Below are 23,683 nucleotides of genomic sequence, written 5' to 3' on the forward strand. Positions count from 1 at the left end.
AAAAGATAAAAAAAGGAAGGAACCTACAAGCTCCCTCCTTTTTCGTCCAGATTTTACGCTTTATACTAAAAGGCCACTTTGAACTCCTAAGCGACATGTAAACACACCTATCAGGACTCACTAGTACTTGTTGCAAGAGCGTGAAAATCTTTTCTATTAATCCAATATATCGACGTAGGTCTTCTTTTGATGGTGACTACCTGCCGCTGAATAAACAATTGTACGAATCGCTTTTGCTACTCGCCCTTGCTTGCCTATGACTTTCCCTCTATCCTCTGGATGAACAAAAAGTTTATAAACAATTCGATTTGCATTTTCATCCGTCTCAATACGAACTTCTTCTGGATAATCGACTAACGGTAAAACGATTGCTTCAATCAGCTGCTTCAAAGACGTCGCCCCCGATTATTTACTGAATTTTTGGTTATGGAATTTTTCCATGATACCTTGTTCTGAGAACAGGTTACGTACTGTATCTGATGGTTTTGCACCGTCAGCTAACCATTTAAGAGCTTTCTCTTCATCAATGTTTACAGTAGCTGGTTGAGTTAGTGGGTTGTAAGTACCAACTGTTTCGATTTGACGACCATCACGTGGTGAACGAGCGTCTGCAACTACGATACGATAGAAAGGAGATTTTTTAGCTCCCATACGTTTTAAGCGAATTTTAACTGCCATTTTAATAGCACCTCCGAATAAGTTTCACACAAGATAGTATATTATCAATGTTTAGGTTGTTTGTAAAGTGTTTTTTCTTAACACCTAAAAATTATTATTTAAACAATGAATCAAAGCCTGGTAATTTCATTTTTTTCTTCCCTTTACCACTTGCCATTCCAGTCATTTGTTTCATCATTTTTTTCATTTCATCGAATTGTTTAATGAGACGATTCACCTCTTGAATAGATGTCCCAGAGCCTTTCGCAATACGCTTTTTACGGCTACCATTAATGATTTCTGGGTTGGTCTTTTCAGCAGGCGTCATCGAGTAAATAATGGCCTCTACACGCCCCATTTGCTTATCATCAACTTTTACATTATCTAAGCCTTTGATTTTGTTAGCACCTGGTAGCATTTTTAAAATTTCATCAAGAGGGCCCATTTTCTTGACTTGCTGTAATTGCTCGACAAAATCATCAAAAGTAAATGTTTGAGATTTAAACTTTTCTTCTAATTCTTTTGCCTTGGCTTCATCTACATTTGCCTGAGCTTTCTCGATAAGGGACAGAACATCGCCCATACCTAATATACGAGACGCCATACGCTCTGGATGGAATGGTTCAAGCGCATCCATTTTTTCGCCCATCCCGACAAATTTAATTGGTTTTTGCGTCACAGAACGGATAGATAATGCAGCACCACCACGCGTATCACCATCAAGTTTTGTTAAAACAACCCCAGTAATACCGATTGCTTCATTAAAGCTTTCTGCTACATTGACTGCATCTTGACCCGTCATGGCATCAACAACTAGGAAAACCTCATCTGGCTCTTTTAATGCACGAATATCCTTTAACTCTTGCATTAGGTCTTCATCGATATGAAGTCGACCAGCTGTATCAATAATCACTACATCATGATGCTCTTCCTTTGCCAATTCAATTGCCTGACGTGCAATTTCTACAGGAGATACCTCAGTACCTAGCGCAAAAACAGGTAGTGATAACTGTTTTCCTAATGTTTGTAATTGTTGGACAGCTGCTGGACGATAAACGTCAGCGGCAACTAATAATGGTTTACGATTATATTTTTTTCGTAGAACATTTGCCAATTTACCTGTAGTGGTCGTTTTACCCGCACCTTGTAGACCAACCATCATAATGACAGTGGGTGGCTTCGTATTAAACTTAATGGGACTTTGTTCGCCCCCCATTAATTCTGTTAGTTCATCCTGTACAATTTTAATAACTTGCTGACCTGGTGTTAAACTTTGCATAACATCAACACCGACAGCACGTTCACTTACCTTTTTCACGAATTCTTTGACTACTTTTAAGTTAACATCCGCCTCGATTAAAGCAAATCGGACTTCTCGCATCATTTCTTTAACGTCTTGCTCTGACACTTTTCCTTTGCCTTTAATCTTTTGGATCGTTCCTTGGAGTCGTTCCGCTAATCCTTCAAAAGCCATTGCTTTCGCCTCCTAATCCCATTCTTTCAGCTGCTCAATAAGTGCTAGCTGCTCTTCAGCTGTCATACTTTTTTCTGTAATCCCCTGTGTTAGCTGTGACAGCATTTGGGTACGTTGTTGAAATTTCTCAAGTAAACATAATTTTTCTTCATATTCCTCAAGCATCGCTTCAGTTCGACGAATATTATCGTAAACAGCTTGGCGTGAAACACCATACGATTCAGCGATTTCTCCTAGAGAGTTATCATCCAAATAGTATAGCTCCATATAACTTCTTTGCTTATCTGTTAATAATGCTTGATAAAAGTCGAAGAGAAAGTTCATGCGTGTTGTTTTTTCAAGTAGCATCGAATGTTTCTCCTCCCGCTATTAGTCATTTGTATCATAACGAAAAGCGCCCGTCTGTGTCAAGGTAATCTCCTTGTCTAAAAGCCTAAATTACAGCTTTCAGGCATTTTTTGCCTTTGGCTAGTATTACTCTTTTAAACAAGTCAATTCACCTATACACAATCGAGCGTTTTTATCTATTATGTGTCAGTGTCACTTTATCCAATTTTGTTCAAAAGCTGAAGCAAACTAAGCATCCTGCTTTCTGAATAGAAAAGAGATATATGGCATTCAATATAAAACTATTCAGCCACTGTTAGCTGTTTTCATCATTATTTTGTAGTTCCTTATCCAAACCATCAGCAAATAGTCCATAGACATATCGTTCTGCATCAAATGGCTGTAAATCATCCATTTTCTCACCAAGACCCACAAATTTTACAGGAATGTGCAGCTTGTTACGAATAGCAAGAACAATACCCCCTTTAGCAGTACCGTCTAACTTTGTTAAAACAATCCCTGTCACATTCGTTGCCTCTTTAAATGTTTGTGCTTGAACAAGCGCATTTTGGCCAGTTGTTGCATCTAATGCTAATAATACTTCATGTGGAGCATTTGGAATTTCACGTGAAATAACACGATGAACTTTTTCAAGCTCATTCATTAGGTTCACTTTGTTCTGCAAGCGTCCCGCTGTATCACAAATCAACACATCCGCTTTTCTGTTTTTTGCTGCACGAATCGCATCATACATAACTGCTGCTGGGTCAGAGCCTTCTGATTGTTTAATAACCTCACAACCAACACGATCTCCCCATACTTGTAATTGATCAATAGCACCTGCACGGAACGTATCACCCGCAGCTAATACAACAGTTTTCCCTTGAGACTTTAAACGGTGTGCTAGCTTACCTATCGTTGTTGTTTTCCCAACACCATTTACACCAACAAATAGAATAACCGTTAGTTCACCATCTGGCTGCATAGTTAGTTCAATTAAATCTTCTTCACCTTGCTCGTAAATTTCTACAAGCTTCTCAGAAATCACAGCTTGAATGCCATTTGTATCTTTAATATTTTTACGTTGCACTTCATAACGCAGTTTATCCATGAGTTCCATGACTGTTTCAAATCCAACATCAGCCTGTAATAGTAAGTCCTCTAATTCTTCAAAGAAATCCTCATCCACTTTACGATAGCGTGCAACAAGGTCATTCACTTTTGATGTAAAAGAATTACGTGTTTTTTCAAGACCAGCCTTGAATTTTTGTGTTATTGACCAAGCAGAAGGCTTTTTCTCTTCCAGTGGTTCATCCTCTACTACTGCTAGCTCCTGAACATCTAGCTGTGCTTCTTCTATTTCAGGTGAGGGCTCGGCTTCCACGTCGACTTCTTTCACAATCGCCATTTCTGGTGACTCTTCATCTTGTTCAGACACTTTTAGATCAACGGTTTCAATGGCAGCAGGTTCGTTTGATTCTTTAAACTCTGGCTCCGAATGGTCAGATTCCTGTTCGTTGTCGGTTGCGTCTAGCTTCTCTTCCTCTGCTGGATTACCCATTAATTTATCTTTTAAACGTTTAAAAAAACTCATGCTTGTTCGCTCCTTTGCTCCGCAAGTACGGGTTCATCTTCTAGTTTTACTGATACAAGTTTCGACACACCTGATTCTTGCATTGTTATACCATACAAGACATCAGCTCCCTCCATTGTTCCTTTACGATGAGTAATCACAATGAATTGTGTGTCGAGACTAAACTTTTTCAAATATTGGCTATAACGCACAACATTCGCTTCATCTAAAGCCGCCTCTACTTCATCCAGAATACAAAATGGTACAGGTCGAATATTTAAGATGGAGAATAGTAAAGCAATGGCCGTAAGTGCACGCTCACCACCAGAAAGCAAACTTAAATTCTGTAATTTTTTTCCTGGAGGCTGTGCCACAATTTCAATACCTGTTTCCAATAAATTTTGAGGGTCAATTAAAACCAAATCAGCTTGCCCCCCGCCAAACAATTCACGGAAAACACGTTTAAATTGCTCTCTAATAGCGTAAAACGTTTCACTAAAGCGCAACGTCATTTCTTCATCCATTTCTTTGATTGCTTCATGTAATGTTTCCTGTGCAGCAAGCAAGTCCTCTCGTTGTTCAGTTAAGAAAGTATGACGTTCTAGTACTCTATCATATTCCTCAATCGCACTTAAATTAACAGGTCCTAGCTCTTCAATGGATCTTTTTAACAATTTAACACGTCTTCGCACAAACTCTTCATCTTCTATTGCCAGAGCTTCTTTCTCAGCCTCTTCGAATGTTAACTGATAATTTTCTTCGAGTTGTTCGATAAAATTATCCATTTCAAATTCTACACGATTACGTTTTAACTCATTGGCACGAATTGCTTCAAGGTATCCTTTATGAATACGCTGTAGTTCCTTGAGTTGTTCTTCTAATGTAGAGAGTTCTTGTTGTTGTCCTATTTTCTGCTCTTTCTTTTCAGAAATAGTCTCTTGTAAGGCATCTCTTCTTGCTTTCCATGTCACAACCTGTTCCTCGACCTCTTCATCACTTAAATGATTTGTCGATTCATCAGATTGAAGCCACATTATTTCCTGAGAAATATTTTTAACTTTTTGTTGTGCTTTGTTTAATTGTAGTGCCAGTTCAGCAGTTGTAATTTGAACTTGTGACATTTGTTCTTGCATAACCGCTAGCTGTGAACGTTTTTCGGCAAGCTGTTCTCGTAAGACATCTTTCTCTGTCTCCCCCTGTAACTTTACCTTACTTAATTGTTCGACAGTTTCATTGATTTCGACAAGCTCTACAGCAAGGGTATTTAAGCGCTCCTCTGCTGCTTGCTTTTGTGTTAACAATGCTTCCTCACGTGTTTTTACATCTTTTGTTTCAGTTGAAGCAAAGGTTACTCTAGCCGATAAGCTTTTTTCTACGACTTCTAGCTCACGAATACGACTTGACTGTTGCATCTCATCTTTTCGTAATTGCTCTCCTTCAAGCTTTAATTGCTCTACTTGATCTCGCAGTACTGCAAGCTTCTCTTTTTCGGCTGCAACAGCCTGTTCAGCACTATAAATGGAAGCCTGTAACGATTCTAGCTTAATGATTAAATCATCTAACTCTGCTTTTCTTGTAAAGAGTGAGGATTGCTGTTTCAGTGCACCACCTGTTAAGGAACCCCCTGCATTAACAATATCTCCTTCAAGTGTGACAACTCGGTATCGGAAACCACATAATCGGGCAATTTGACTTGCGCCTTCTAAATTTGATGCCACGATGACATTCCCTAATAGATTTTCAACAATTGTTCGATTGTCTTCATTAAAAGTGACGAGTGCATCTGCCATTTTAACAAAGGCAGGATGTTCAGTTGCTAGCTGAATAGTTCCTAGATTAATTTTGCGTGATTTCATGACTGTTTTCGGTAAAAAAGTAGCACGTCCAGCCCGTTTTTGTTTTAACCAGTGAATAGCCTGTTGCGCATGGCGCTCATTGGTTGTGACAATATGTTGAGAGGCAGCGCCTAAAGCTGTTTCAATCGCTTGTGAATACTTTCCTTCAACTTGGATTAACTCTGCTACAGCACCCTCAATACCTTGTAAATCACCTTTATCTCGAGCAAGCAAGACTTCTTTAACACCTTGGAAGAACCCAGAAAAATCAGCTTCGAGTTCAGCTAATGTATCTTTTCTAGCCTTTAGTTGTTGTTGGTGTTGATACGCTTTGTACAACATATCCTGTTTTTCGCTAAAAGAAATATTGACATTTTTCAACTGTATTTGTAAGGTTTCATATTGCTCTAATTGTTTCTGTAAATCATTGGTTGTCAAAGCATGTTCAACCACTAGCTTTTCTTTTTCAGCAATGATTTGCATAAGCTCTTGTCCAATTTCATCTGTTTGATCAGACATTTTTGCCGCCATTGCCTTTTGTTGAGCTAATTGCTGATCGATATTTTTTAATTCATTCTTGACTGTTGCTTCTTCATTTAATGAATCAATATATCGATTTTTATAGTCTTCTATTTCTTCCTCGATTTCTGTCACAGACCGATTTAATGATTGTTCTAACTGCTTGATGCTCTGCTTTAATACTGATACGGCTTGTTGCTTCTCGGAGAACACTTCTTTTTTCTCCTGTTCTTGAACCAGGAGTAATTCTACTTCCGCCTTAGCCTCTTGTAATGTTGTATTCAGTTGTAATAGTTGATTCGATGCATTTTGGCGTTTTTCAGCCATTAATGCCTTACGACCATCCCAACGCTCTACCTCCATAGTGGCATTGACAAGCTCAGCCTGCGAAACATCCAAATAATCATCTAGATCTTTTAATAGCTTACGTATATTGGCGGTCTGTTTATCAATCATTGAAATATTTTGAGCTTGTTCTAGCTCTGTTGCAGAAAGCTTCGTAAATTCCTCTTTAAGCGCATGCAAAGATTGTGCACAATTTTTAAAATCATGCACAAGAATTGCAATATCAAAATCCTTTAGCTCAGAAGACATTTGTACATAATCTCTTGCACTAGATGCCTGCATTTCAAGCGGCTCTAATCGGTTGTCTAATTCATGGAGAATGTCTAATACACGATACAAATTTTCATCTGTCTCAACAAGCTTATGCTCAGCTTTTTTCTTTCTTATTTTATACTTTAAAACGCCAGCTGCCTCTTCAAAAATAGAACGACGGTCATCAGGTCGACTATTTAAAATTTCATCAACACGACCTTGAGAGATAATTGAAAATGCCTCTTTCCCAAGTCCTGAATCCATAAACAAGTCCGTAATATCCTTCAGGCGACACTGTTGGTTATTTAATAAATATTCACTATCACCTGAACGGTATACGCGTCTTGTTACACTGACTTCTGTATAAGAAAAAGCAAGTTGCTCATCAGTATTATCTAAAATAAGTGTTACTTCTGCAAAGTTGAGTGGCTTACGAGAGTCACTCCCAGCGAAAATAACATCTTCCATCTTTGCTCCACGTAACGACTTTGCCGATTGCTCCCCAAGTACCCAACGAATCGCATCTGTGACATTACTTTTTCCACTGCCATTTGGTCCAACAACGGCTGTAACACCAGGTACAAAATCAATTCCAATGCGTTCCGCAAAAGATTTAAAGCCAATCACTTCTAGTCGTTTTAGGAACATCTATTAAGCCTCCTCTTTTGCAGCTTCTTCACGCATCATCCGCATTGCACATTGTGCAGCTTGCTGCTCGGCTTCTTTTTTTGATTTTCCACGACCAATACCAAGCTCTTGTCCATTTAATAATACGCTTGATACAAAGGTACGATTATGTGCTGGGCCTTTTTCATCGATAATCTCATAATGAAGAAGTCCATTATTCGTTTGCTGTACCATTTCTTGCAATTGACTTTTAAAATCCATCACATGCGAAAAAGCACCGACTTCTACTTTTGGGAACACGATTCGTTCTAAAAATGACACGACCGTTTGTAAATCTTGATCTAAATAGAGTGCACCTACAAATGATTCAAAGACATCTGCAAGCAGCGCTGGACGTTCCCGACCACCTGTTAATTCCTCACCTTTTCCAAGTAATACAAAGCGTCCAAAGCCTAGCTCGTTAGCAAATATCACTAGTGATGGCTCACATACAATGGAAGCTCTTAGCTTTGTTAACTCACCCTCGCTCATATTTGGGTATTTCTCAAAAAGATATTTAGAAACAGACAGTTCAAGTACTGCGTCTCCTAAAAATTCAAGACGCTCATTATCCGTAAATAATTTACGGCGATGCTCATTCACATAAGATGAATGCGTGAATGCTTGATACAATAAATTTTTATTAATAAATGTGATATTTAATTCATGCTGTAACAGCTCAAATTGGTTGCGTACTTTTTCAGGAAGTACGCCAGATTTCTGCATAGTTCCTTTTCTTTTCATAGCCATTGAACAAATCTGCCTTCCTAATAGTTTCTACCGTTTTAGTGTACCTTTTTCAGGGCGTTTATGCAAAAGTATTTCGGCTTAAACACAATGTTTTGGAAATTTTTCCGAAAATTCCTCTTAATACAGCATGCATCTCCCATTAGAGAGAATTTTGAAGCTGACTGGTCATTAGATTTTTAACATAAAAAAGGGACGTTAATAGATCGAAAACCGATCCATTTCGTCCCCTTTAAATACATCTTCATTCATTGAATCTGCTCCTTCAAACAAGGAATGCAGAAAAAGTAATTTCTACTTTATTCAAGCTACCATAAAACCATTGTATGATTACGATGACCATTACACCATTAGAGGTGATCTATTTTCACTAAATAAAGTTTTAACGAAATTAGTTTAATTTACTTTCGATGTATGAGATTGCAGTACCTACTGTTGAGATTTTTTCAGCATCTTCATCAGAAATTTCCATATCGAATTCGTCTTCAAGCTCCATTACAAGCTCAACTACGTCTAATGAGTCAGCACCTAAATCATCACGGAAAGAAGCTTCAAGCGTTACTTCGCTTTCTTCCACACCTAAACGGTCCACGATTACTTTTGTTACGCGTTCTAATACTGTAGACAAATGATTCACCTCCCCTCAAATGATTATACAAAAAATCAGCTTATATGCCTAATTGAAATTACATAACCATACCGCCATCAATATGAAGCGTTTGTCCAGTCATATAATTTGCGTCCTCCGATGCTAGGAAAGCTACTGCTTTTGCGATATCCTCTGGCTGACCAAGTTTCGCAAGAGGAATCTGTGTTAGCATACCTTGTTTGATATCCTCTGGCAATTGTTCTGTCATTTCTGTTTCGATAAAACCTGGTGCAATAGCATTAACTAAAATATTACGAGAAGCTAATTCCTTTGCCGTCGTTTTCGTTAGTCCAATAACACCTGCTTTAGCCGCAACATAGTTGGCTTGACCAGCATTACCCGCTACACCAACGATGGAAGAAATGTTAATAATGCGACCTGCACGTTGCTTCATCATTTGACGTGTGACCGCTTTTGTACAAAGGAAAACACCTTTAAGGTTCGTATTTAATACATCGTCCCATTCGTCTTCTTTCATACGCATGAGCAAGTTATCTCTTGTAATACCAGCATTATTCACTAAAATATCAAGAGAGCCGTATGTTTTCACAGCAGCATCCATTAATGCTGTCACTTCTTCTGTCTGAGAGACGCTAGCTTGTACAGCAATTGCTTCGCCACCGTTTTCTTGAATCATCGCTACTACTTCTTCTGCTTTTGCCTGAGAGCCACTATAGTTCACAACAACCTTAGCACCTTCTTCTGCAAGCTTTAAAGCAATAGCACGTCCAATACCTCTTGAAGCTCCTGTTACAACAGCTACTTTTCCTTCTAATTTACGCATTAATTGACCACTCCTTCGACGCTTCTAAAACTGCTTCTAACGAAGCTTCATCATAAACACAATAAGTTGCAACAGAGCGATCAATTTTTTTCAAGAGACCGCTTAATACTTTACCAGGTCCACATTCGATAAAGACGTCAACACCTTGCGCAAGCATTTCACGCATAGAAGCTTCCCATTGAACAGCACTGTATACCTGTTCAACTAGCTCTTGTTGTATTGCTGCTACATCTTTTAATTCCTTCGCCATCACATTGCCAATTACAGGAATTTTAGGTGCAGATAGAGAAATCTCTGCCAATGCTGCTTGCAGTTTCTCTGAAGATGGACGCATTAAATCAGAGTGGAAGGGACCACTTACAACTAAAGGTATTGCTCGTTTTGCACCAGCTTCTTTGGCAGCAACACTTGCTTTATCCACACCTTCTTTAGTGCCCGAAATAACAATTTGTCCTGGACAATTCACATTAGCCACCTGAACAGAGTCACCTGATGCTGATACCTGCTCTGTTACCTCGTTCAATGCCTCTAGTTCCATTCCTAAAATTGCCGCCATTGCGCCTTGACCTGCTGGCACAGCTTCATTCATATAAAGACCTCGTTTATGCACGATTGACACAGCATCATCAAATGACATAACACCTGCTAACACCAATGCACCATATTCTCCAAGTGAATGACCCGCTGCGTAGTGTGGTTGAATACCTGCTGCGCGTAACTTTTCAGCCACCATTACACCAGTAGTAAGTAGCGCTGGCTGTGCATGATATGTCAGTGTTAACTCTTCTGCTGGACCTTCTAACATTAATTTAGATAATTCAAATTGAAGAGCTTGATCTGCGCGATCATAAAATGCTTTACTTTCTGCAGCATTTTCAACAAACTCTTGACCCATTCCAACTACTTGTGAACCCTGTCCTGGAAAAATAAATGCTATTTTTGTCATTTGAATAATCCCCTTTGCTTAATCAATTTCTATGTGGCGTACTGTCTCCGTAATCGTCGAAATAACCGTATGCTCTACCATCGTATTGGCTTGTCGAATGGCACTGAAAATCGCTTTCGCATTTGATGATCCATGTGCCTTAATAACAGGTGCTTGTAAGCCAAACAATCCTGCGCCACCATACTCTGTATAGTCCATTTTATTTTTCAAGTCACGTAAATTATTTTTCATGAGCGCTGCTGAAATTTTCGTTTTCGTTGAAGACATAAAGGCCTCTTTTAACATAGAAAATAAAGCACCTGCTGTCCCTTCAATAGACTTCAACACCATATTTCCTGTAAAGCCATCTGTTACAACAACATCAGCTACTCCTTCAAGTAAATCACGTGCTTCTACATTTCCAATAAAATTCAAATCTGCTTCCTTCAATAATTCGAAGGCAGCTTTTGTTAATTCATTCCCTTTTTTATCCTCGGTACCGATATTTAATAAGCCAATTCGTGGTTTTTGCAAACCTCCAACCTTTTTAGCATAAATATCACCCATAATGGCATATTGCACTAAATGCTCTGGGCGAGCATCTGCATTTGCCCCTAAATCAAGCATCAAAAACCCTTTACCGTCTAATGTTGGTAGCGTTGTAGCTAATGCTGGTCTAGCTATTCCCTCAATGCGACCTACTTTAAATAGGCCACCCGCCATCAGGGCCCCTGTGTTCCCTGCAGAAAGGCAAGCATCTGCTTTACCCTCTTCTACTGCATCCATCATACGTGCCATGGAAGAATCCTTTTTTCTACGAACAGCACGGGCAGGATCATCAGTTCCTTCTACTGCTTCCTCACAATGTATAACCTTTAATCGATCATGTTGTTTTAAAAATGGTTCCAGCTTATCTTGATGACCATATAGTTGAATTTCTAAGTTTGGAATTTGCTCTAATGCTAAAAGTGCACCTTCAACAACTGACTTTGGTGCATTGTCTCCACCCATTCCATCAAGCGCTAATTTCATTGTTACTCACCTTTACCTTTCGTGCGGTACATATCAAACTCACCAACAAAAACGGTTTCACCATTAACGGTAGATGTTACCTCAACTTTTGTTCGATGTGTTTGTTCATCTCGTCCGATAACAATCGCTTTTGTAATAACACGATTTCCAGCTCGTACAGGTTTCACAAACGTAATATTGGAGTGTACGGTTAATGCCAGTTCGTCATCAATTACTGCAACCGCTAAAGAATTTGCTTGCGCAAACAAATGATGCCCACGTGCGATGCCATTACGCTGAAAAACATGCTCTTCTTGTACATCAAAAATCGAGAGTGCTCGATGATCTAATTCAATATCTACTATCTCCCCAATGACCTCATCAATCGGGAGAGATTTTACTTCATTTTCATAGTTTTTTGAAGCAACATCTTTAATTCGCTCGCGTAATTCTGGTATTGATAATTCCATACGGTCTAAACGAATTGTTTGGACACTTACCTGAAACTGTGTTGCTAGCTGTTCATCTGTGACGAATGGATTTTCAGCTATCGTTTCAGATAGTAGTCGCTGTCGCTCTTTTTTCGTTCGTCTCAACTTCATTCGCCACCTTTTGAGTTGTTATTAGCACTTGGTACTAATATCAGTATATAGAGTATAAAAAAAGAATGCAAGACTTGTTTTGAAATCAAGTACTTACATTCTTTCTGTGCTAACAAGCTTCTCAGATTAATCGAAGCGTTCTCCTTGTAAAACACCAGTATCTTCTAGTATTTTACGCAAGTATTGATAGTCGTCATCCTGCCAAAACTCTTTTGTTTCAAGCATCTCTGAGGCATCTTTTCTAGCGGTCTCCAATATACGATAATCATGTACTAAATCAGCTACTTTAAAATCAGGTAAACCACTTTGCTTTCTACCAAAAAAGTCTCCTGGTCCCCTTAATTCAAGATCTTTTTCAGCTAAACGGAAACCATCATTTGTTTCTGTCATCGATTGCATACGTTCTTTCCCCTCATCAGACTTAGGATCTGCAAGTAAAATACAGTATGATTGGTGCTCACCACGACCAACACGACCTCGAAGCTGATGCAACTGCGCTAGGCCAAAGCGTTCAGCATCATAGACAAGCATAAAGGTAGCATTTGGTACATTTACACCTACCTCTACAACAGTTGTAGAAACTAAAACTTGAATAGTCCCTTCACTAAAAGCACGCATAACCGCATCTTTTTCATCAGCTGATAAACGCCCATGCATTAAACCGACATGATAACGATCTTTAAAATAAGTCGCTAGCTGCTCATAAATTTCCACAGCATTCTGAACATCAAGCTTATCGGATTCCTCGATAAGCGGACAAATCGCATAGGCTTGTCTTCCAGCAGCTAACTCTAATTCTAGCTTAGATAAAACAGAGCCGAATTGTTCTTTCTTCATCCAATGCGTTTCAATCTGCTTACGCCCTGCTGGCATTTCATCAATCATCGATACGTCCATTTCCCCAAATGCTGTAATAGCTAGTGTTCGTGGTATCGGGGTAGCTGTCATAAAAAGCACATCGGGATTCTCCCCTTTATCACGCAAAATACGTCGTTGCTCCACACCAAAGCGGTGCTGTTCATCCGTGATGACAAAGCCAAGTTTATGAAAAATAACATCTGGCTGGATTAGAGCATGTGTACCAATAACAATATCAAGATCTCCATTTGCCAAATCAGCTAATATCACACGTCGCTCTTTTGTTTTAGTGGACCCGGATAAGAGTGCAACACGAACACCAAATGGTTGGAACCATTCTTTCAAATTCTCTAAGTGCTGTTCTGCTAATATTTCAGTTGGTGCCATTAAGGCTCCTTGAAAACCTGCTGTTACAGCTGCATATAGCCCTATTGCTGCTACAACGGTTTTACCCGAACCTACATCCCCTTGTAGCAAGCGATTCATTCGATGCGGCTCCTTCAAATCCTTACAAATTTCATTCACCACGCGTTTTTGAGCATTCGTTAATTCATAGGGTAAGGAAGCGATAAAATCTCGTAACTTATGCACATTAAATTGAATAACTGTACCGTGTTCACTATCCTTCCTTATTTTCCGTAAAGCTTGAATACGCAATTGGAAGTTTAATAGCTCCTCATAGGCAAAGCGTCTCCTTGCTTGTTTAGCATGCCCAGCATCCAGTGGAAAATGAATACCCTCCAAGCCCTCTCTTATTGAAACAAGCTTATACGACTCTTGTAAATAATATGGAATGGTCTCTGGCAGTACTTCTCCACAATCGTCTAACACTTGTCGCATATATTTTCGAAATCTTTTTTGGGGGATCAAGCCTTTCAGACTATAGACAGGCTCAAAGTCAACTTGATCTGTTTTAGGACCAAATGTAACTGAAGTGCCATTGATTACTTGTCTACCTCGATCCCATTTACCAGTCACCGTAATAATGGAACCAGGTACAAGCTTTTGCTTTAAATAGCCCTGATTGAAAAATACGACTTTCACTAAATGTCTTCCTGCTAAAACAGTTACTTGGAGTCTTGACTTATTACGACCTAAAAATAAAATCGTAGGCTCCCGCTCCACCTTACACTCAACTGTAACCCGTTCGTTATGTGGTGTTTGCGCTAAATCTTTTAAACGAAAATCTTCATGTCGATGTGGGAACGTCCATAATAAATCAGCTATTGTATTGATTCCTAGTGATTCAAGATGGGCTGCTGTTTCTTTCCCGACGCCTTTTAATTCATTGACGGGTCCATATAATTCAGTCATCTTATCCCACAACTCCCTTCATTGATTGTTTATGTAGTGTTATACTCTCTCTATCTAATGTACCATAAATTATTTCCCTAACCCTACACATAAGCAAAAACCCTACCAATGATTGATAGGGTTAAACTTTTGATTATTTAATTTCACAGGAGAAACATGTAATTTCTCTCACATATTGCTCATCAACTTCTATTCCTAATCCAGCTTTATCACTTAACTGCAGGATGTCTTTATAGTATGTAACATTTGCCACATCTTTTACAAACATTAATGGTCCGACCATCTCGTTTGTATGGATAATCGACTTACTGACGGCTAGGTGTGCCCCAGCCATTGTTCCGATTGCTGATTCAACCATAGAGCCAACTTGGCAAGGCATCTCTGCAGCCTCCGCAAGACTTGCAAGCGCTAAAGCTGGATAGATTCCACCTGATTTCATTAATTTTATATTTAGCATATCGGCAGCACGCATTTCTATGACATCGACTAAATCATAAATATTATGAACACCTTCGTCTACCATAATACTACAAGGTGAAAGGGCTCTGATTTCTTTTAACGCTCTTAAATCATGTGCTTTTACAGGTTGCTCGTACCAGTCTACATGACAAGCTGTAGTTTCTCTTATTACTTTTAGTGTCTCCATTCTATTCCAACCTTGATTGGCATCTACTCGCAGTTGCACCTCCTCACCTATTGCTTCTCTTACAGCACGAATACGAGCAATATCTAAATCAGCATTTGTACCAACCTTAATTTTAATATTACGGAAACCCGATTTTACAAATTCACTTGCATCTTTAGCCATTTCCTCGGGACTCTTAATGCTAATCACTCTTGGCACCTGTAATTCCTCATGTGCTTTTCCACCAATTAATTGATAAACTGGTTGACCAGTCATTTTCCCCATCAAATCGTAGAGTGCAATGTCCAATGCGGCTTTTGCTGAAGGGACTCCATCAATTTTTTCATTAAACCTTTTATGGATACGGTCTACTGCAAATGGATCTTCTTCAATCAGTAATGGTGCTAGTTCATGTTTAATAACGTGATACGTGCTCTCCCAAGTTTCACCCGTCACATTTTGATCAGGCACAGCTTCGCCCCAGCCAACTACACCCTCATCCGTCTCGATTCTGGTAAGAATAGTTGGCATATCATCTAAATGAACATAAGAAATAACGAAGGGTTCCTTTAATTGTAAACGTGCTGCAAACACTTCAATCTTTTTTATCACGATGTAAAACTCCTTTTCGTATTAATAGTCTGATTATTTATGTTGCAAGATAATATTTATAAATAGTTGAATCGCATCAGGGAAAACATCTTCATCTAGATCAAATCGTGGATGATGATGTGGATATTGGCTTTTTTCACCACCCATACCTACAAAAACAAATGCTCCAGGCTTATGTTGTAAATAATAAGAAAAATCTTCTCCACCCATGACTGGTTCGACTACCTTAAATGCGGTATCTCCGAATTGTTCCCGTACAATCGATTCAATAAATTGCGATTGTGTTGGATCATTGACGAGCGGAGGTGTTCCTAAAATAAAATTGATTTTTCCTTCTGCTCCAAATGCTCGGCAAATCCCTTCTGTTAAACTTACCATTTTCGTTTTAATGATTTTTACAGTGTTCGGTGTCAATGCTCTGATCGTTCCAGTTAATTTTGCCGTATCAGGAATAATATTATAAGTGGTTCCCGCTTGTATATTACCAACTGTAATGACACCCGCATCGATAGGATTGACATTTCTACTTATGATACTTTGAAAAGCTTGCATTAAATGGCTAGCTATATAAATAGGATCAATTGTTTCATGTGGCATCGAACCATGACCACCATACCCTTGAATTATAATTTCAAAATCATCAATAGAAGCCATCATCGGTCCATGTGTTAAACCTATCTTCCCTTTCTCTAAACCTTGCCATAAGTGAATGCCAAAAATAGCATCTATATCTTCCAACACACCTTTTTGAATTAATAAATCAGCGCCACTTGGCGTGATTTCCTCTGCTGATTGAAATATAAGCTTGATATTCGGCTCGATTTTCTCTCTATTTAAGCTTATCCATGTTGCAACTGCTAATAAAATCGCTGTATGACCATCATGGCCACACATATGAGCAACACCTTGCCTGTCTGAAATGTACGGTTTGTCTCCCTCTTCTTTTATAGGTAAGGCATCTATATCGGCACGTAATGCAATAGTTTTTGTTCCCTTTGTCCCTTTTATAAACGCCACTACACCTGGAGGTTCATAATCTAGAATTTCTATATCTAACTCCTCTAGTCTTTTGCGAATAAACTCACTTGTTTCGTATTCTTCACCAGAAAGCTCTGGGTATTGGTGCAGATGACGGCGATCCTCTATTGCCTTTTCTGCTAATTTTTTTATATTCATTATTTCCATTGTTAAACTCCTTTAGAAAGGTCCGTATTGTATGACTTGTGCAATAATGAGCGATATTATCGCAACTGTTACTTGAATAAGCATAAACGGAAAAATCCACTTTATCCATTTACCCCAAGGAATACCCGCAATTGATAATCCCGCCATTAAAAAACCTACTGTTGGGAATATAATATTCGACATACCATCGCCAAATTGATAGGCAAGTACGGCTGTTTGTCTTGTAACACCGATCATATCTGATAAAGGTGCCATAATTGGCATCGTTAAGGCAGCCTGTCCACTTCCTGATGGTACTAAAAAATTTAAAAATAACTGGAAGATAAACATCCCTACAGCATTTAGTGCAGGTGGAACTGAATCAAGCAATGCAGATGTGTAAAAGAGAATTGTATCAATTAATCCTGAGTTATTGAAAATCACTAAAATAGACTGAGCTAACCCAATGATAAGAGCGCCACCAACTAAATCACCTGCACCCTTCATAAATGAATTAGCAATATGCGAAGGTGATAATTTGCCAATAAGCCCCATTAAAATACCAAACAATAAAAATAAACCAGCTATTTCAGTAATGTACCAACCTAGTTTTACAACCCCGTACATCAATACGATAAAATTCAAAAGAAATGTAGCCATAACAAGCTTATGTCTTATTTCCATTTTCGAATTCCCCTGTACGAAATCACCCTCATCATTGCGAAAATTTCCATAAAAGCCGAGTTTAGGATTATTTTTCACTTTTCTTGCATAGCGATAAACATATATTGTTGCTACTGTGTATAAGACAACAAAAATGACAATTCGAAAAGCAATTCCTGAAAATAATGGCAAGCCCGCAATCTCTTGCGCTATTCCTACTGTAAACGGATTCATAACAGCTGCCGAAAATCCGACAGATGCACCAAGAATAACAATTGCAAAACCTGTAATTGCATCAAACCCTAGGGCAACAGCAAGCGGTGCAAGAATCCCTACATATACAATCGTTTCATCAGACATCCTCATTAATGACCCAGCACAGGCGAAAAACAACATTAATACTGGTATTATTAACATTTCGCGTTTTGCCATTTTTACAGATAGCATGGCGATAAAGGATTCTAATGCCCCTGTGGCTGATAGTATTCCAAAGGTACCTCCTACAATCAATACGAAGAAAATAATACTTGCTCCTTGCATCATGCCTGAATGTACACTGCTAAAAATATCCAGAAAGCCAATGGGGTTCATATCTGTAAAACTAAATGTCCCAGGTTGAATCACTTGACGTCCATTAACTTCTTCCCGTTGAAATGAACCAGCTGGAATAAAATACGTTAAAATGGATGATATAACAATAAGGCAAAAGATTAACACATAAACATTAATTCCTTTTTGTTGTTCTATTTCTTTATTAGCTATAAATTTACTCATCCGCCATCCTCCTTAGTTGAATCATTGAATAAAAACAAATTTTTATGTCCACTATCAATACGTAACATATCTCTCCAACATAAAAAGCCATCCCCTTTTTTTGAAATTTCCGTCTTATTCATTGTAATTGATAAAAAAATAAATAAAAAATTACTATTTTGAATAGTTACTATTGATAAATTTACATATAAATTCATCGGGATACATCAAAAAAATTACAAATAAAAAGAACGTTACATCCCTGCGATTTCACCAGGCAGCAACATTCTTTTCATTCTTTTCGATATACAAACTAATTAAATTGTTTTCCATGTGTCTTTAACTAAATCAATAAATGTACTTACATTACTAAATGTTTTAGCATTTTGAGGAAAAATTAAATAAGTGGGTAACTTTTTAGGGAATCGGTACAGAACTTGAAGACTCCCTTTTGTTACCTCTTTTTGAATAATAATATCACTCAACAAGGCTAGACCCACTTGTTCCATTACTGCTCTCTTAATTGCTTCCTCGCTTCCAAATTCCACTATTGTTTGTGGCTTACACTTAATTTCTTGCAGGCAACTGACAATACAGTCATCCATTCCATAGGTTATAAAGGGATAATCATCAAATATTTCCTGCACAGTACGATCCTTTATAATAAGCGGATTTCCAACCAATACTAAATCCTCTTCCTCCAATAAAATCCCCTCTACACCAGCGTAACTAGGGGATCCAGCTACAAAACCTATATCTGCTTGGTTTGAACTCACAAGTTTGGCTGTTTCTTTACTATTGGCACAAAGAAGTTTTAGGTTTACCAGAGGGTACTGTTTTAAAAACGAGCCGATAATATGTGATAAATAATAGCCGCAATAAAACTCTGGTGCAGCGATTGTCAAATGACCAAATGGCTTTTCGAAATTCTTCAGATCCTGTTCCATTTCTTCAATAATCCCAAATAATTGATCTGTATGTTCCTTTACTATTTTTCCTACTTGAGAAAGAAACATTTTCTTACCCATTCGATTAATTAAGATATGCCCCAACTCCTCCTCTAACGCTTTAATCTGTTGGCTAATTGTAGGCTGGCTATAATTAAGAATTTCAGCTGCTTTTGTAAAGTTGAGGTAAGTTGAAACAACATGAAATGTTTTCAAATTACGCAAATCCATCTCTATTCACGTCCCTGCTATATAATTAAGATACATACATTTCCTTATTAAAATTTAATTATACTTAAATCGACTATGTACGTAAGAGGTTTTTTCTTTCCAGTAAGTTATCAACCAACATAAAAACATGCTACCTATTTAGATAGCATGTTTCTTATATTTATTGAAGTGCTTTAATGCTTTGTAAGCCACCATTTTCAAGAATGGCTTTACTGATCGCCTTACCTGTTGGTGTTGCTGCTAGACCGCCTCGTGCCGTCTCTTTAAGATTAGGACTCATAGATTGTCCAATGCGATACATAGCACCAATTACTTCATCACATGGAATACGACTTGTTACACCAGCAAGTGCCATATCCGCCGCTACTAGGGAGTTAGATGCACCCATTGCATTACGTTTGACACAAGGCACTTCAACCAAGCCTGCCACTGGATCACAAACAAGACCTAGCATGTTTTTTAATGTAATGGCAAACGCTTCGGAACATTGCTGTGGTGTACCTCCAGCCATTTCGACAATAGCAGCAGCAGCCATACCTGCAGCTGAACCAACCTCTGCTTGACAACCACCAGCAGCCCCAGAAATGGAAGCGTTATTGGCTACCACAAATCCAAATGCTCCTGACGTAAATAAATAACGAATCATTTGCTCACGAGTTGGATTTAGTTTGTTTTTTACTGCAAACAGTGTTCCTGGCACTACACCTGCTGAACCTGCTGTTGGTGTTGCACAGATTGTTCCCATTGCAGCATTTACTTCATTAGTTGCAACCGCTTTACTTACTGCATCTAATAATAAATCACCTGAAAGTGACTTTCCTTGTGCAATATAATTTTGAAGTAATACAGCATCCCCACCAGTTAAACCTGTTACTGATTGCACACCTTGTAATCCACGTTCAATTGCTTCTTCCATTACTGTTAAATTTCGATCCATTTGCTGGATGATTTCTTCACGCGTTCTACCAGTTATCAATATTTCTTGTTCAATCATAATTTCTGATATTAATTTATCTTCTTTCTCTGCTCGTTCAACAAGTTCACGAACATTATGAAATAAAACGTCCATCACGGGACACCTCCTTAGTTATTAATTTTTGAGACCTTTGTAATATATGGAATTAAAGATATTTGCTGTAGCACCTTATCCTCAATGTTTTGATCAACTTCAATCACCATCAAAGCAGTTAAACCACGTTCGATACGTGATACCTCCATATGCCCAATGTTGACTTCATGCATCGCCAAGCAATTGGCTACATTGGCAATACAGCCAGCACGATCGTCATGAACAACAAGAATAGCTGGCATACCACCAGTTAAACGTAACTTAAAGCCATTGACTTCACTGACTTCAATTTTTCCGCCACCAATTGAAATACCGACTACTGACATTTCCCCTTCATCGTCTCCAATGACAAGTCGAGCCGTATTTGGATGCTCGGTATTAGCTGTTTCAGGAATGAATTCGTATTCTAATCCTGCTTGTTTGGCATCTTCAAATGCCGTTTTAATACGATCATCAAATGTATCGTAATTTAATAAGCCTCCTACAATCGCAACATCTGTACCATGCCCTCTATACGTTTCTGCAAATGATCCATATAAATGAATTTTTGCCCATTTAGGTTGTCTACCAAATAAATCCCTTGCAACACGCCCGATGCGAGCTGCTCCTGCCGTATGAGAGGAGGAAGGCCCAATCATGACTGGTCCAATAATATCAAATACTGAAGTAAACTTCATACAAACACCCCTCTATTCTATCCGTATAATAATATTTATTTTTATTTATATCATGCTTGATAGTTACTATAAAAGTAAAGCATTTAATTTATCAACTTTCAGAAAATTACCACTACTATAATTTATAGTAAATATTTATGCTTATTTATTGTCCGTACCATATATACACAACTACGAAAGCGGCGACATTCCAATATTTCCAAATTTTATATCCTGTGGGTACGTACATTGAATGATTCATATTTAGTACGTTTTTAATAAATTTAATCCAACATTCTCTTTGTAGCATAAACAAAAGCAGTACACGTTTTGTGCACTGCTTTCTTTACGGAATAGCAAAGTAGCATGTAATTATTCTACTGAAATAATATATGGATATAACCCTTGTTTACCATCAAATAATTCAACTTCTACATCCGGATAGTTCTCTTCTATGAAAGCTACCAACTCAGAGGCAGCTTGTTCAGTTGTATCTTCACCATAAATGACTGTAACAATCTCAGCATCTTCATTGACTAAATCCTTAATTACTTTTTCAGCTGCATCCTTTAGTGCTGGTGTAGAAAGGACAATTTTTCCTTCTGCCAATGCCATAAAATCATCTTTGTGAATTTCAACACCATCAATAGATGTATCACGCACTGCATAGGTAACTTGACCTGTCTTCACATTTGTAAATGCTTCTGACATTGTTTTTTTATTTACATCAACAGCTGCCTCTGGGTTAAACGCTAAAATCGCTGCCATTCCTTGAGGAATCGTCTTAGTAGGAACCACTGCTGCATCAATTTCTAATAGTTCAACCGCTTGCTCCGCTGCCATCACTATATTTTTATTATTCGGTAAGATTAATACTTTCTCTGCACCGATTTCTTGTACAGCCTTCACGATATCTTCAGTTGAAGGATTCATTGTTTGACCGCCTTCAATGACATAGGAAGCACCGATAGAGCGCAATAATTCTGCCACACCTTCACCCATAGCAATCGTTACAATGGCATATGGATGTTTTTCTACCTTTTTAGCAGGCGTAGGGGCTTTATGTTCCTCGCCAACGATTGCTGAATGCTGCTCACGCATATTATCAACTTTAATTTTTATAAGACTACCGTATTTTTGGCCAATTGATAGAACAGAACCTGGTTGCTCGGAATGGATATGAACCTTCGCAATTTCCTCATCTGAAATAACAAGTAAAGAATCACCTAAAGGATTTAATTCATTACGGAATTGTTCTTCATTAAAAGGTTCTTTTCCTTCTTCTAAGCGAACCATTATTTCTGTACAGTAACCAAATTCAATATCAGCAGTGTTCATGAAATCTTGGGCTCTATGATGTTCTGCATTGATTAAATCATCTAGCGTCGCATCATTTTTCTCCGGAAGAGCCTCCCCCTTTAAGGAAGCTAAAAATCCTTCATACACAAATAGTAAGCCTTGACCACCACTATCTACCACACCAACTTCTTTTAAAACAGGCAGTAGGTCAGGTGTACGATCCAACGATGCCTTTGCCTCTGCTGTAAAAGCTTCCATTACGGCAATGATATCGTTTTCAGTTTCTGCTACTTCTACACCTTTTTTCGCAGCTTCACGTGCCACCGTTAAAATTGTTCCTTCTACTGGCTTCATAACAGCTTTATATGCCGTATCAACACCCGCTTGGAATGCTCCAGCAAAGCCCTTTGCATCAATTGTTGACTCCTTCTCAATAAACTTCCCAAAACCACGGAATAACTGAGATAGAATAACGCCTGAATTCCCACGCGCTCCCATTAACAAGCCTTTTGATAATGCCTGTGCTGTTTTACCAATATGCTCTGAAGCAGCATGCTCTGTTTCCTTTGCACCAGATGTCATCGATAAGTTCATATTTGTACCTGTATCACCATCTGGAACGGGGAAAACATTTAATGAATCTACATAATTTGCATTTTGGTATAGGTGATGCGCCCCCATTTGTACCATTTCAGCAAACTTTATACCGTCTAAAGACTGCATTCGATTTAGTTCCTCCTCTTAATTCGCTACACGAACGCCCTGTACAAAGATATTGACAGATTTTACGCTCATACCTAATGTTTTATCTACTGTATATTTCACTTTCGATTGTACTTGATAAGCCACTTCCGAAATTTTTGTCCCGTAACTAACAATAATGTACATATCTATATGTAAATCGTCGTCCTGTTGTCGAATTACAACACCTTTTGCGAAGTTTTCTTTACGTAAAATATCAGTTAGACCATCACGAATTTGATGTTTAGATGCCATGCCAACAATACCGTAGCATTCTACAGCAGCTCCACCAGCAATTTGTGCAAGTACATCTGTTGAAATATCAATTTGGCCGAATTCATTGTTTAATTCAATTGACATAGAAATGCCCCCTTGGCTCTTTTTG

21 protein-coding genes are annotated in these 23,683 nt (G+C 38.4%); all 21 read right to left on the bottom strand.

What is annotated here, in order from left to right; translation table 11 throughout:
- Positions 1-156: 156 nt before the first annotated feature.
- Entirely contained in the window at positions 157-390 is a 234-nt protein-coding gene (locus HXV90_RS10600) for a KH domain-containing protein (protein WP_004269410.1), read from the bottom strand.
- Between the two features lie 15 nt (positions 391-405).
- The gene (gene rpsP, locus HXV90_RS10605) at positions 406-678 is read right to left on the bottom strand and encodes a 30S ribosomal protein S16 (protein ID WP_004269411.1); all 273 of its coding nucleotides are present in this window, start codon (positions 676-678) and stop codon (positions 406-408) included.
- A 94-nt stretch (positions 679-772) separates the two neighbouring features.
- On the bottom strand, positions 773-2,131 hold the full coding sequence (gene ffh, locus HXV90_RS10610) for a signal recognition particle protein (RefSeq protein WP_048391641.1): 1,359 nt from the start codon (positions 2,129-2,131) through the stop codon (positions 773-775).
- Between the two features lie 12 nt (positions 2,132-2,143).
- Positions 2,144-2,479 (bottom strand): putative DNA-binding protein, encoded by a 336-nt coding sequence (locus tag HXV90_RS10615; protein WP_048391643.1) that lies wholly within the window; start codon positions 2,477-2,479, stop codon positions 2,144-2,146.
- A 295-nt stretch (positions 2,480-2,774) separates the two neighbouring features.
- Positions 2,775-4,052 carry a signal recognition particle-docking protein FtsY gene (gene ftsY, locus HXV90_RS10620; protein ID WP_048391646.1) on the bottom strand — a complete coding sequence of 426 codons (1,278 nt, stop codon included), beginning with the start codon at positions 4,050-4,052 and terminating at the stop codon, positions 2,775-2,777.
- Positions 4,049-7,630 carry a chromosome segregation protein SMC gene (gene smc, locus HXV90_RS10625; RefSeq protein ID WP_048391648.1) on the bottom strand — a complete coding sequence of 1,194 codons (3,582 nt, stop codon included), beginning with the start codon at positions 7,628-7,630 and terminating at the stop codon, positions 4,049-4,051. The genes ftsY and smc overlap by 4 nt, the downstream gene beginning before the upstream one ends.
- A 3-nt stretch (positions 7,631-7,633) precedes the next feature.
- A complete protein-coding gene (gene rnc / locus HXV90_RS10630; RefSeq protein WP_012293239.1) occupies positions 7,634-8,398 on the bottom strand; it encodes a ribonuclease III in 765 nt (254 codons plus the stop codon).
- 388 nt (positions 8,399-8,786) lie between these two features.
- Positions 8,787-9,023, bottom strand: a complete 237-nt coding sequence (gene acpP, locus HXV90_RS10635; protein WP_009371143.1) for an acyl carrier protein — start codon at positions 9,021-9,023, stop codon at positions 8,787-8,789.
- Between the two features lie 58 nt (positions 9,024-9,081).
- The gene (gene fabG, locus HXV90_RS10640; RefSeq protein ID WP_054550504.1) at positions 9,082-9,828 is read right to left on the bottom strand and encodes a 3-oxoacyl-[acyl-carrier-protein] reductase; all 747 of its coding nucleotides are present in this window, start codon (positions 9,826-9,828) and stop codon (positions 9,082-9,084) included.
- A complete protein-coding gene (fabD, locus tag HXV90_RS10645; protein ID WP_269898932.1) occupies positions 9,821-10,774 on the bottom strand; it encodes an ACP S-malonyltransferase in 954 nt (317 codons plus the stop codon). The genes fabG and fabD overlap by 8 nt, the downstream gene beginning before the upstream one ends.
- 18 nt (positions 10,775-10,792) lie before the next feature.
- A complete protein-coding gene (gene plsX, locus HXV90_RS10650) occupies positions 10,793-11,785 on the bottom strand; it encodes a phosphate acyltransferase PlsX (protein WP_048391651.1) in 993 nt (330 codons plus the stop codon).
- Positions 11,786-11,787: 2 nt separating this feature from the next.
- Positions 11,788-12,360, bottom strand: a complete 573-nt coding sequence (fapR, locus tag HXV90_RS10655; protein WP_004269421.1) for a transcription factor FapR — start codon at positions 12,358-12,360, stop codon at positions 11,788-11,790.
- A 132-nt stretch (positions 12,361-12,492) separates the two neighbouring features.
- On the bottom strand, positions 12,493-14,538 hold the full coding sequence (gene recG / locus HXV90_RS10660) for an ATP-dependent DNA helicase RecG (RefSeq protein WP_269898933.1): 2,046 nt from the start codon (positions 14,536-14,538) through the stop codon (positions 12,493-12,495).
- Between the two features lie 133 nt (positions 14,539-14,671).
- Positions 14,672-15,775 (bottom strand): mandelate racemase/muconate lactonizing enzyme family protein, encoded by a 1,104-nt coding sequence (locus HXV90_RS10665; protein WP_269898934.1) that lies wholly within the window; start codon positions 15,773-15,775, stop codon positions 14,672-14,674.
- Positions 15,776-15,808: 33 nt separating this feature from the next.
- On the bottom strand, positions 15,809-16,960 hold the full coding sequence (locus tag HXV90_RS10670; protein WP_269898935.1) for a M20 metallopeptidase family protein: 1,152 nt from the start codon (positions 16,958-16,960) through the stop codon (positions 15,809-15,811).
- A gap of 12 nt (positions 16,961-16,972) precedes the next feature.
- Positions 16,973-18,376: a YfcC family protein gene (locus HXV90_RS10675; protein ID WP_269898936.1), complete on the bottom strand. Its 1,404-nt coding sequence runs from the start codon at positions 18,374-18,376 to the stop codon at positions 16,973-16,975.
- Positions 18,377-18,672: 296 nt separating this feature from the next.
- Positions 18,673-19,533 (bottom strand): LysR family transcriptional regulator, encoded by an 861-nt coding sequence (locus tag HXV90_RS10680; RefSeq protein WP_269898937.1) that lies wholly within the window; start codon positions 19,531-19,533, stop codon positions 18,673-18,675.
- 160 nt (positions 19,534-19,693) lie between these two features.
- Entirely contained in the window at positions 19,694-20,602 is a 909-nt protein-coding gene (sdaAA, locus tag HXV90_RS10685; protein ID WP_004269428.1) for an L-serine ammonia-lyase, iron-sulfur-dependent, subunit alpha, read from the bottom strand.
- A 14-nt stretch (positions 20,603-20,616) separates the two neighbouring features.
- Positions 20,617-21,279, bottom strand: coding sequence for an L-serine ammonia-lyase, iron-sulfur-dependent subunit beta (gene sdaAB / locus HXV90_RS10690; RefSeq protein WP_048391657.1), 663 nt, complete (start codon positions 21,277-21,279; stop codon positions 20,617-20,619).
- A 351-nt stretch (positions 21,280-21,630) separates the two neighbouring features.
- Entirely contained in the window at positions 21,631-23,280 is a 1,650-nt protein-coding gene (locus HXV90_RS10695) for a DAK2 domain-containing protein (RefSeq protein WP_048391660.1), read from the bottom strand.
- 18 nt (positions 23,281-23,298) lie between these two features.
- A complete protein-coding gene (locus tag HXV90_RS10700) occupies positions 23,299-23,658 on the bottom strand; it encodes an Asp23/Gls24 family envelope stress response protein (protein ID WP_004269431.1) in 360 nt (119 codons plus the stop codon).
- Positions 23,659-23,683: the final 25 nt, after the last annotated feature.

The organism is Lysinibacillus sp. JK80, assembly GCF_027557635.1.
Classification (GTDB): Bacteria; Bacillota; Bacilli; order Bacillales_A; family Planococcaceae; genus Lysinibacillus; species Lysinibacillus capsici.